Annotated in this window: 8 protein-coding genes; 3 read left to right on the forward strand and 5 right to left on the reverse strand. The window is 49.6% G+C overall.

Annotated elements, in window-relative coordinates:
- Positions 1 to 48: 48 nt before the first annotated feature.
- The 4 genes from VF399_04195 to VF399_04210 form a co-directional block, all read right to left on the reverse strand.
- Positions 49 to 1,263 (reverse strand): kelch repeat-containing protein, encoded by a 1,215-nt coding sequence (locus VF399_04195; protein HEX7319542.1) that lies wholly within the window; start codon positions 1,261 to 1,263, stop codon positions 49 to 51.
- Between the two features lie 181 nt (positions 1,264 to 1,444).
- Positions 1,445 to 3,103 carry an Omp28-related outer membrane protein gene (locus VF399_04200; GenBank protein ID HEX7319543.1) on the reverse strand — a complete coding sequence of 553 codons (1,659 nt, stop codon included), beginning with the start codon at positions 3,101 to 3,103 and terminating at the stop codon, positions 1,445 to 1,447.
- 408 nt (positions 3,104 to 3,511) lie between these two features.
- On the reverse strand, positions 3,512 to 5,167 hold the full coding sequence (locus tag VF399_04205) for a FlgD immunoglobulin-like domain containing protein (GenBank protein ID HEX7319544.1): 1,656 nt from the start codon (positions 5,165 to 5,167) through the stop codon (positions 3,512 to 3,514).
- Between the two features lie 288 nt (positions 5,168 to 5,455).
- Positions 5,456 to 5,632 (reverse strand): hypothetical protein, encoded by a 177-nt coding sequence (locus VF399_04210; GenBank protein HEX7319545.1) that lies wholly within the window; start codon positions 5,630 to 5,632, stop codon positions 5,456 to 5,458.
- 210 nt (positions 5,633 to 5,842) lie between these two features.
- Here VF399_04210 and VF399_04215 point away from each other — a divergent pair, with 210 nt between their 5' ends.
- The 3 genes from VF399_04215 (at position 5,843) to VF399_04225 (ending at position 9,137) form a co-directional block, all read left to right on the forward strand.
- Entirely contained in the window at positions 5,843 to 6,175 is a 333-nt protein-coding gene (locus tag VF399_04215; GenBank protein HEX7319546.1) for a hypothetical protein, read from the forward strand.
- Between the two features lie 64 nt (positions 6,176 to 6,239).
- A complete protein-coding gene (locus VF399_04220) occupies positions 6,240 to 7,685 on the forward strand; it encodes a C1 family peptidase (GenBank protein HEX7319547.1) in 1,446 nt (481 codons plus the stop codon).
- Between the two features lie 72 nt (positions 7,686 to 7,757).
- Positions 7,758 to 9,137, forward strand: coding sequence for a hypothetical protein (locus VF399_04225; GenBank protein HEX7319548.1), 1,380 nt, complete (start codon positions 7,758 to 7,760; stop codon positions 9,135 to 9,137).
- Between the two features lie 18 nt (positions 9,138 to 9,155).
- On the opposite strand, the gene VF399_04230 is transcribed toward VF399_04225, so the two are convergent.
- Positions 9,156 to 11,549, reverse strand: coding sequence for a T9SS type A sorting domain-containing protein (locus tag VF399_04230; protein ID HEX7319549.1), 2,394 nt, complete (start codon positions 11,547 to 11,549; stop codon positions 9,156 to 9,158).
- Between the last annotated feature and the right edge of the window lie 298 nt (positions 11,550 to 11,847).

Genomic DNA, 11,847 nt, shown 5'->3' on the forward strand with positions numbered 1-11,847 from the left:
GCGCAGGCTAAAGCCTGCGGCTACATCACGTCGATAGAACACACCGTGTTACCTGAGAAGCATCACTTTTTTCGTGACCTTATCGTACTTGTCTGAAAGTTCGACGAAGTATGTACCCGAAGGCAGCTTGTTGCCGGCTTCGTCGTCACCGGACCAGGTGACAACACTAGGCACTATGGAGTAGGCACTAGACAGTGAAAAAGATTTCACTAAACGACCTGCCGAGTCAAAGATCCGCAAGGCAGCATTTGGGTGCTTAGTGCTTAGTGTATAGTGTATAGTCAGTTTGCTGCTGAATGGATTGGGCCAGGCCTTAACCGTAACTTGACCGGCATTCATATCCGCGTGCTCTTCCACCCCTGTCTGTATCAGTCCCTCTTCGGTGTAATTTACAGAACCATTGTTCCAGCCCGCGATCGCGTAAACGCAGGAACCGACGACGGCGACAGGCAGGGATTGCCGGGAGTATTGCATAGGAGTATCGGTAGCCCAGGAATTGCTGATTGGATTGAAGACCTGGCAGAGGGCAAGATAATTATAATAATCATATCCACCCAGCGCATATACTTGATCCGAATAACAAAATCCCGCATGGCAGTATCTGGCCGAGGGCATGTTTGTTTTGGTACCCCAGGTATTGTTCGCCGGGACATAATACTCATTGACGGTCGTAAGACCACCGCCGACATAAGCCGAGCCGCCGTAGACATATATCGTATCCCGGACCACGGCGCAGGCAGGTCCGAAACGCGCGGTCGGCATATTTGCCTTGGCCGCCCAGATATTGTTAACCGGATCGTATTCCTCGACCGTATTGAAAACCTGGCCGGACATGTTCATACCGCCAAAGACGTATATCTTCCCTGCCACCGTGGCGATGGCAAGCGTGTACCGGGGCGTGGGCAGCGCGGCTTTTGTCTGCCAGGAATCAGATACTGGATCGTATTCCTCGCATGCTCCGGTCGCGGTACTGCCTGCCCATCCGCCGATCGCATAGATCTTACCGTTTACGTATGCGCACCCGAGATGCGCCCGGGCCGTCGTCATGTTCGACCTGGATGACCAGGAATCGTTTGAAGGAATATAGATATAATTGGTCGTGTATCGGTTACCGTCAGAATCCCGGCCGCCGATGACATAGACCGTATCATTGATCACGGCGCAGCCAGAGCCGGCTAGAGCCTGGGGCATTGGGGTTTTGGTTGTCCAGGAAATGGAAAAGAGCGTTCCTAAAGACAAAAATAAGACAAGTAATAATTTCATAATGACCTCCCGTGGGTTATTATACGAACAGGGGGGCTTTTGTCAATTGTCATCGCTATTGCTGTTGGTTCATCCCGATAAAAGCAAAGAGGCACGCGGAACACGCGTGCCTTGATGTATTTACCCCTCACCCTTACCCTCTCCCACAAGGGGAGAGGAATAAGGGGAAGGGATATATTGTTTATCTCAGGAGTAGTGCTTTTTCTGTCGCCGTTCCGTTCGCGTGCTCGAATTCGACGAAGTACGTGCCCGCCGGCACCTGACGACCCGCGTCGTCTTCACCATGCCAGGTAACGATCGTGGAAGGTATGGATGCAGGAGCGTAGAATTTCACTAATCGTCCAGTCACGTCATAGATCTTGAGCGAGGTTGGGATAACGGATGCATCCCAGGCGATATTCAGCACGCCTTTGCACGGATTGGGTCCGATCGAGAAGAGCCGGGACGCCGTTGCGCCCTTGTTCTCGTCAACCCCGATCAAGACGACCGGCATCTGGACGTCATCAATGTAAAGACCTTCAAGTGTATCTGAGGCGTCGCTCATGAACCGGAAACGCAGACGCACAGTTTGTCCATAGTAGTTCGCCATGCTCAGTGTTTGTTGCGCCCATGATGTTTGGCTGCCATTCAAAACCAGCAGGGTCTGCCAGTTACCGGAGTTATTATCGATTTCCACATAGCTGTAATCCCAGTTCAGTTCCAGGTTGTAATAGCGCCAGTATTTCAACGAGCTGTCTGGCGTGACAACGAATGGGATCGAAGTCAGCGCCGCGTCACCGCGGTTTCCGTACAGGTGAGTGGCTTCACGGCCCGAGTACCAGGAATATGCGCTTGAGTGGTACCGGTAAGTGCTTCGATGCCAGAAATCGATACCGCCGGTATAAATGGGTCCATGTGCCCATTTCGTCGTATCGACATCCATGTTGTCAGAAAATCCTGGCTGGTTAGTCACGATAAAACTATATGTCATCGTATCCGCTGCCGAGCCGAACTGCAGTTTGAATGGAACTGTGCGCGGTGATGGGCAGGAAGCGCTGATATTAGCCTGGAATACGAGCACGGTGTCGACGTCGCCCGTCGCCAATGCCACTGTCTGAGATGTCTGACTGGCGATACTAACGTATGCATCAGAGGTAGATACTGACGTAGTACCATTGTATACACCCCCGCCGATGTTCTTCGCTTTGATAAAAAAGTTGACCATTTCACCCGGCTGGACAACCCGGTTAATGGCTTTGCTGAGTTCTGTGAAAGTTAATCCCCAATACTTCATTATGGGTTTTGGAACGATCACGATCTCGGCGCCTTGGTATATACGTTTTGTTGAATTGTTCTGAGTGAAGACTACGATTTTGCAGTCCCTTTCTTTCCATGCGGCATTGATCGTAAAGGCCTGCGTGTTGGTTATGCTGTCTCCGGCTGGGATCGTGATCGATGTGCCAGTACCGGTAGGCAACATGTCGCGGCACACATGTTCGATACCTGTCATGCCGTACCAGGCAGTATCAATATCGTTTTCAACCACGGCATAATAAAGATATGCAGTTATCGAGCTCGTGCTGTCATTCTTGACTTTTGCAGTGATTGAACCGTTATTTGTAAGCGTATCATATGTAGATGTAAGGATTATCCGCATGGGACTGGCAACAGCCATGCGCTGGGCAGCTGCGATCCGGTAGAAGGGAAACATGTTACCGGGATAGCTGATGCCACCGATGATCGTATCTGTTAAACCATCGATTGACACATACGGTGTTCCAGTCCAGCCATAGTAACTCCAGCGCTGAACACCATCAGCGCAGTAATACGGATAACCATTTGCGTGGTATGCAATGACCACTACGGAATCAAGAGAACGATTATATAATTCAGCAAGACCTCTTGCTGTACCAGGGCAGTATGGTCAACCCTGGATCCGTGTGAATTCTTCAAACACTACAACTCGCTGTGCGGCGAATCCTATAACAGCGAGTGCAAGAAGACCAAGCACCAATCCTTTCCGCATAATGCCTCCTTTTATTTTTTTATCAGCCCTTATGGGCTGAATATGATCACGTAAATCAATTTAGCCTTAAGTGTCAATTATTGTATATTATACTTAAAATATATGATTTGTCAAGGGGTAAGGCGAATGTTGATATCCCAGGTCAGGGTAACAAAAAGGCGTGCTTTTAAGCACGCCTTAAAACATTACCCCTCACCCTTACCCTCTCCCACAAGGGGAGAGGAATAAGGGGTGGGTATTTATTTATCTCAGCAGTAGAGCTTTCTCCGTTACGCTCCCGTTTTCGCCCGAAATCTCGATGAAATACGTGCCTGCCGGCAGCTGGTTACCGGCTTCATCGTCACCATACCAGGTGACAACACTAGGCACTATGGAGTAGGCACTAGACAGTGAAAAAGATTTCACTAAACGACCCGTTGCATCATATATATGCATCTGTGCATCATGGTCCTTACTGCTTAGTGCATAGTGGATAGTGATTTGTTTTTGGAACGGATTCGGCGCGAGCATCAATGAGTAAGGTCTTACATGAGCATTTTGGTTTTCTACGACTCCAAACACCATGGGAACGCGAAGGTCGTCAACATACCATCCTTCAGCGCCGGTGCTGCTGTCGCTGATAAAGCGGAAGCGCAGGCGAATTGTCTGACCGGCGTATTCGGCTAACGCGAAGCTGACCTGAGTCCATGATGTCTGACTGCCGGTGTACGATGCGAACTGACGCCACCATCCGCAGTTGTTGTCAAGTTCGAAATATCCATAATCCCAGTTGGCTTCCGAAGCGAAGTATTTCCAGAAGGACACACCGCTGTCCGGTGTGACAACGAAGTACGGCGAGACCAATTGGGCGACCTGGTAGTTCGGGTATGTGTGCGAGCCGTCGTTGCCGTTATACCAGGCGCTGGCCGGTGAGTGGCTGCGATAGGTACTGATATGCCATTGGTCATTAGAACCCGTGTGGGTCCAGCTGCCTTGCCCGGATTCAATGTCGTCTTCAAACCCAGGGTTGTCGGTTATCATCAGGCGGGCGCGGCTGGTATCGCCGGGCATCCCGAAATCAACCAGGAATTCGGCGATATGATCGATCGGGCAGGCGCCGGAGATCGCGCATTCGACCGCGAGTACTGTGTCTACGTCGCCCGGATTGATCGCGGTCGTCTGAGGAGTAGAGCTGTTGATCGTGACGTAAGCATCAGAAGTCGAGATCGTCGCGTTACCCGTGTAGACGCTGCCACCGTTGTTCTTGGCATTGACGTACATCATTATCGTTTCACCGGGCTCAGCCACGCGGTCATTGTTACCGCTGACTTCAGTGTAAGTTAAGCCGAAATATTCCATGTCCGGCTTGGGTTGGATGCGGATCAAACCGGCCTGGTAGATGAGCCGGGTCGAAGTGTTCTGGACCCAGACCACGATATAGATATTGTTTTCGTTCCAGGCGGTATTTATCGTAAAAGACTGTTCCCGGATGATCGTGTCGCTGGCCGGTATGGTCACCGCCGTACCGGTGCCGCTGGGCAGCATATCCCGGCAGACATGCTCGACCGTGGTCAATCCACCCCAGGAGTACGGGATATTGTTTTCCGTGACCGCAAAGTAAATATTACCGGTGACATTAGCGGTCGTATCGCTTGTGACCAGCGCGGTTACGGTCCCGTTATTCGTGAGTGAATCGTAGGAACAAGTCAGGTCAATGAAAAGCGGGCTGTGGATCGGTGTCCGCTGTGTTGCCCAGTACCGGTACCTCGGGAACATAGTTCCAGGGGACGAAAGACCGCCGACTTCGGTATAAGCGCCGTCGATCTTGACGTACGGTGTGCCGCCGATACTGTAGAACGTCCAACGCTGGCCGCCGTCTGCGCAGTAGAACGGATAACCACTGGCATGATAGGCGATCACGACGGTTGAATCGTAGGTTCGTGGATAGATTTCAGCAAGACCTCTTGCTGCACCAGGGCAGTACGGTCAGCCCGATACTCTGGTGAATTCCTCGAAAACGACCGTTCTTTGCGCCGCAAAGGTCAAAGCGGCGGTTAACAGAAACAACACGCAAAATATTTTGCGCATAAAACCTCCTTTGTTCTTGGCTATTTTATTGCTCGAACTTTTATCTATGGATATTATACTTTATAAGTAGGAAAAAGTCAATAGGCGAAAGCATTTGATACCACCCGTGAGGATAACAGTCTAGTATCCTCCCTTGCTTCTTTCCAGCATCTCTGCCATTTTCCAGATGGCACACTCGCTGCCTTTTTCCAGCGGACACTTCCAGCCGGCATTGATGTGCTTTGCCGGGCACAGCCTTGGCTTGCTGGTATCGGCGAATGGGCACAGAAAATATTCCTGTTTTTTTTCTTCGGCCATTGGGTATACCTCCTTAAATAAGTATCAATTTCCTGATTACCTAATACCATAAAGTATAATTGATTATATATATAAATCAAGAGCCGGTTTTAAGGTCCTTGTGGAGTCATCCCGGATCACAGGAAAACCACTTGCGCGAAAACTTTACTCCATTGACATCGTTCACTAATTCAGATAATATAATGCTCAAGATTTCAATAAAGGAGTGTTATGCGCCGAACAATTCTCTTTTTAATTATCGCTGTACTGGTCATTTTTACCGCCTGCGCGGAGGAAGAACAGACACCAACCCTGACGCCACCAACTCTGCTTTCACCGGCTGACGGCGCGATAATCACCCAGAATCCGCCGACATTTGTATGGAGCACGGTTAATGAGGACCAGATCGCGTACCGGCTTGATGTCGCGCGCGATTCAGTGTTCACAGATACATGTATTTGCATTTTAATATCTATCTGGCCGCCCGATACCCAGTACATATCGGACACGGCATTTGCGCCAGGTATGTATTACTGGCATATGTGCACGCGTGAGGATTGCTGAGGCGGCGAACAGGGGGATTGGTCAGATCCCTTTGAGTTTACAGCGCCGTAGAGGAGCACTAACCATGAAGAATACAATAATATATGTTTTCAAAAAAGCGGCTTGGTTTACGATCCTGTTTTGTTCCGGGATCGTTATTTTACATGCTCAAAATCCCGATACGAACGGGTCCGGTATCACCGCGGATGTCATGAACGAGATAAGGGCGTCGGTGAATTTTTCTGCCGTCGACACCGCTTTAATGAACGCGCTGACCAACAACGATGTCAACGCGCTGGTCGTTAACCGCGAATTCTTAAAAAAACACAACGATCTGTTCAGCCATGAGATCAAGACCGAGGGCATCACGGACCAGCAAAGCAGCGGGCGGTGCTGGCTGTTCGCCGGTCTGAACGTGCTAAGGCAACACGTGATCGCGAAATATAAGCTCGGGGATTTCGAACTGTCGCAAAGTTACCTGGCATTCTGGGATAAACTGGAAAAGGCCAATTTTATTCTGGAATTTTCCCTGCAGAACGCGGACCGGGACTTGAGAGAACGGGAACTTGACTATATACTTAACCAGGGTGTGGATGACGGCGGATACTGGGAATGGTTCGCCGCGCTGGTCGAGAAATACGGCGTGGTACCGAAGGACGTGTATCCCGAGACCTACCCGAGCAGTAATACCTGGTCTATGACCAGCGCCCTATACGAACAGACCCTGGCCGGCATACAAGAACTGCGCACCATGGCCCAGCAGCGCGCGGGCATGGAGCGGCTCCACCAGAAAAAAGTGGAAATACTAAAGGAAGTCTACCGGATACTGGTTTTGAATTACAGCGAACCGCCGCGGGAATTCATATGGCGCTACGAGAACAAGGACAGCACAATATCGACCAGCAAACCCTACACGCCGCTTTCGTTCTACCAGGAAGCGATCGGGCTGAAACTGGGTGATTTCGTGTCCGTAATAAATGACCCAACCCGGGAGTACAACCGTCTTGTGCAGTTCGACAATACCCGGAACATCTTCGATACCAAAGATCCGGTGCACGCCAATGTGGAGATATCCGTGCTCAAGCAGGCGGCCCAAAAAGCGATCATGGACAACGAACCGGTCTGGTTCGCGTGCGATTTCGGGAAAGAGACATACGGTACCAAAGGGATCTTTTCATCCCGGATACTTGACTATCGCTCCTTGTACCGCAGCCCCGGAAGTCTGGATAAGAAAGAACGGATCCTGTACCGCTTTACGCACGCGAATCACGCCATGGTCTTGCAGGGAATGGATATCGACCCGCAAACCAAAATGCCGATAAAATGGCGGGTCGAGAATTCCCACGGCAGCGAAAGCGGACATGACGGATTTTTTACCCTGTACGACGACTGGTTCAACGAATATGTCTTTGAAATTATTGTTAGTATCAAATATCTGCCCCAGGAAGTAAGGGAGATATACAAGCAAACCCCGTTGCACCTGGCGGTATGGGACCCGATGAACGAGATGCTTAAGGTTGATAAGGATTGATGCGGTTTAATGCTTCTTGACATTTACATTCACGACCATATAATTATACATAAACGAAAACAAGGAGGTTTTATGAGCATTCGACTATACTTAAGTATCCTGCTGGGTATGACACTGATTTTTAGTCAGGCAAGATATATGAATAGCGATGACCAGGTGCGCTTTGTGCCGCGCCTGCTAAATTATCAGGGGTTCTTGACCGACACGCTGGGTAATCCGATTACTGATCCGTCCCTTTCGATGTCATTTGCGATCTACGATGCAGTATCCGGCGGCAACCAGAAGTGGACTGAAAGCCAGACCGTGAGCGTCGCCAAGGGCGTTTTCAGCGTGCTTCTGGGGAGCATAAGCGAGATGCCGGATTCAGTTTTCACCCGGGGGACCGACCGGTGGCTGGAATTGACCGTCGTCTCTCAGGTCTTGTCACCACGGACGCAGATCACAGCTGCTGGTTACGCGTACCAGTCGACCTATGCCGACACGGCCGAATACGCGCGCTCCAGCGGTGGCGGCGGAAGCGGCGGGTACTGGGCGAAAACAAGCTATCATCTGGTGCCGACCGAGGGCCTTGGTTTGACGATGTGCAATAATGTAGTCTTCGGCAGCGGGGACAGCACGCACGTGAATTTTGGTGCGGCGTGCACGACCGGGACCAGCGGCAGCGACTACCGATATTGCACGGTGAGCGGCGGTTTACGGAACCGCGCTATACTTGAAGGCTCGACGGTAAGCGGCGGCATGGATAATGTGTCGAGTGGCATGTACTCGACAGCAGTGGGCGGCGAGAGCAACACTGCCAGCGGTGGAAGAGCGGTTGTGGGTGGAGGCGGGAGCAACCAGGCTCAGATGTCGTACGCCATGATCGGCGGCGGCCAGAACAATACTGCGAGTGGCCTCGGCTCCACGGTCAGCGGCGGTTATTATAACCAGGCGTCAAATGATTATACCGTGATCGCGGGTGGATCATCCAATATCGCCTCGATGTACGCAAGCACCGTGTGCGGCGGTGAAATGAACCTGGCGTCAGCAGACTATGCCTTTACGGGCGCCGGATACGGGGATACAGCGTCCGGTTATTGCGCGACCGTGAGCGGCGGGGCCGCGAACAAGGCGATGGGCAGGTTCGCCAATGCCGGAGGCAGGCGGGCCAAGGCGAATCATACGGGCAGTTTTGTCTGGGCGGATTCGACCAATGCCAATTTCGCTTCGACCGGTGGAAATCAGTTCCTGATCCGGGCTTCAGGCGGCGTGGGCGTCAATACGAACGGCCCGACCGCGCTGCTTGATATTAACGGTACAACCGGTTATAACCAGGTGCGTATGAGGACGACTTACACGCCAACCAGCAGCACTGACGTTAACGGGAACATCGGTGATATTGCCTGGGATGCCGGTTATGTTTATATAAAGACTGCGGACGGGTGGAAAAGGGCGGTTTTGAGCAACTGGTAAAGTATCGTAGACTGACCTTTATCGCAAGACCACCAGTTTTTGGACATTGGTGGTCTGCTCGCCGACCGCTTTTAAGAAATACACACCGGCATGAAGACCGGACAGCTCCAATTTTGTTTCTGCTGAGTAAGGTTTGATATTAACTGTCGTAACAAAGCATCCCACGACATCGTACAATTTGATCTCTTTGACCCCTGATGTGTGCAACATGGCATATTTGGACGCGGGATTGGGTATGATGCGAAGGAATGCCACGATCGATCCGTGGGCCGTGTTTTCTTCAATACCATATGCATCCCTGATAACAGAGATCGATGAGCTGGATTTATTGGCGACAAAAACACGGTTGTAAAGCGGATCAAAAGCGAGACCCTCAGGATTTTTTCCTACCCCTATATTTTTTGTGATCGCGTTGGTCGCGCCATTTATAACGGCAACCGAATCACCACTATGGCAGCAGTAGATCCGGTTGAAAATAGTATCGGAAACCATGGATCCCGCACCATTAATGCCGCCTATGGCCGCGGTAACTGAATCAGTCGAACCGCTTACTACTTTGATCAAACTCGCGCTTTGGGAACCGCAGTAGATCATATTATTATTTGGGTGATAGATAACATAGTAAGGATTAGGACCGATAGTAATCGTTCTGATTATTTGATTGGTCGTACAATTAATGATCACCATGGTTGGGTTGATCTCATTCGCGACATATAGTTTGTTGTTGATGGGATTATATGCTAATGCCCAATTGCATGCCACGGGCATGGGTATCGTCGCCACGACCTGATTTGTATTGCCATCGATTGCTTTGACTTGTTGGTCGCCATAAAGTGAACAATACATCATGTTGTCATCATCGTCATAGCAAAGATCCGCAGGTCGGTTACCAATAGGTATTTTTGCGATCACGGTTTCTGCCACGGCGTCGATCACCCAAACCGTATCAACGACCGAGGGTATGTCGTCAATATAACTGGCACAGTATATTTTTTCGTTAAGGGGATTGTAGCCCATGGGTCTAAGGCCGGTCATGCCAGGAATTACATTGATGATCGAGTCATTATTACAGTCAATGATGAGGATCTGGCTATGAGTACGGTCGGCACAGAAGAGTTTGTTCATGGCGGGACAATAATGCATATCCGTGATCGTGACAGGTATGTCGAAATTTTTTACGATTTGATTGGTCGCGGCATCGATGGCCGTCATGTTGCGGCTATAGAAATTAGTACAGTAAATCTTTCCGCAGTTTGAGCAATAGGTCAACAGGTCGGGTCCGCTGCCGGGGTTGATATTGGTGATCACCGAATTGCTGGAGCAGTCGATTACCGGCACGATCGAATAGTAGTAATCCACGCAGAATAACGTATTATTCAATGGATCGGAGTAAAGCAGGTTGTTCCATCGATTGTTAACGGATATCGTAGCGATGATCGAATCGTTAATACTGTTGATCACAGCGACCAGGCTGTCTTCGGTGGAACAATAAACCATATTATATATCGTATCTGATGCGATAGATCTGGGATTTATGGTGTTAATGGTGGCGACCGATGTGTCGTCTGCACAATCAATGACGGAGATGGTGTTCATATATTCGCTCGTACTGTAAAGTTTGTCAGTGCCGGAGTTGTAGACACCGAATCCCGGATTTCCGACTGTAATAATAGTTCTAATGACCGAATCGTAAGAACAATCGATCACCGCAATTTGATCCTGATATCGCATGCCGCAATAGATCTTATTGCGTGTTGCACGGTAGATCATGAAGCTGAGATTATCACCGACCGGCACCTGTTTTGATATTGAGTCGGTAGCACAGTCGAAGACAAAGACCTCAGTGCCAAAATAGTAAGAACAGTAAAACTTGTTATTGAAAGGATTGAAGCATGCGCCGGCGCACGAAGACGGGGAGTTGATGGTTTTAACGATCGTATCAGCCTGGCAGTCGATGACCCGGATATAATGTCCGTAATTCGAACTATCGAAAACGTATATTCTATCATTGACGGGATTGTATCGGATAAATGCGGGTTCAAAATGTGGGATATATTGAAGAAGTTGATTTGTCGCACCATCGAATACTTTGATGCCGCTATATTCCGCGCATACATAGATCTTATTTCTCAAAGGGTTACAGTCTATGCCGGTCACTCTCCCAGACAAGGGAATACGGGCAATTTTTTGACCGGTCGCACCATCGATAACCAGCATGTACTCTCCTTCACCGCACATATAAACCCTGTTGGTTGCACTATTATTACTTATTGCAGTGGCATGATTGACGCCGACAAGTGAATCCGGAACCCAGATCGTTGTTTCCAGCCACTGGCACATGGCAAAACCGGGAAGTAGAAGGATAACAATAATCAATGACAGGATTACATGGACATTATATTTAATTTTCATCGTTCCTCCCTCAGAATATTATAGTACATCATGGGTGATTGTCAAGAGGTAGAAAAGTCATGATTTTTCGATAGAATAATATAAGCAAATGTCTTACTGTCTAATTATGTATCATATTGATACACTTTAGGCTCCCTTTTGATGGTTAACCAAATACCCCTGCTATATGAAGGTTGTCAACTAGTGATTTTGTTATTTACATCCGGCCTCCGATCATTATAATTGGTTATCCGAAGCGGTACCTAAGCGGGAAACCCCATCCTGCTATTCGTCCATGAAGGGACAAGGTAACTTATTC

It is taken from the genome of bacterium (genome assembly GCA_036382775.1).
In the GTDB taxonomy this organism is placed as follows: domain Bacteria; phylum Hydrothermota; class Tepidihabitantia; order SM23-42; family JAOAFX01; genus DASVHD01.

Excerpts from the sequence above, each read along its gene's own strand:
- VF399_04195 (HEX7319542.1), bottom strand. The coding sequence starts at position 1,263 with ATGAAATTATTACTTGTCTTATTTTTGTCTTTAGGAACGCTCTTTTCC.
- VF399_04210 (HEX7319545.1), bottom strand. The coding sequence starts at position 5,632 with ATGGCCGAAGAAAAAAAACAGGAATATTTTCTGTGCCCATTCGCCGAT.
- VF399_04215 (HEX7319546.1), top strand. The coding sequence starts at position 5,843 with ATGCGCCGAACAATTCTCTTTTTAATTATCGCTGTACTGGTCATTTTT.
- VF399_04220 (HEX7319547.1), top strand. The coding sequence starts at position 6,240 with ATGAAGAATACAATAATATATGTTTTCAAAAAAGCGGCTTGGTTTACG.
- VF399_04225 (HEX7319548.1), top strand. The coding sequence starts at position 7,758 with ATGAGCATTCGACTATACTTAAGTATCCTGCTGGGTATGACACTGATT.
- VF399_04230 (HEX7319549.1), bottom strand. The coding sequence starts at position 11,549 with ATGAAAATTAAATATAATGTCCATGTAATCCTGTCATTGATTATTGTT.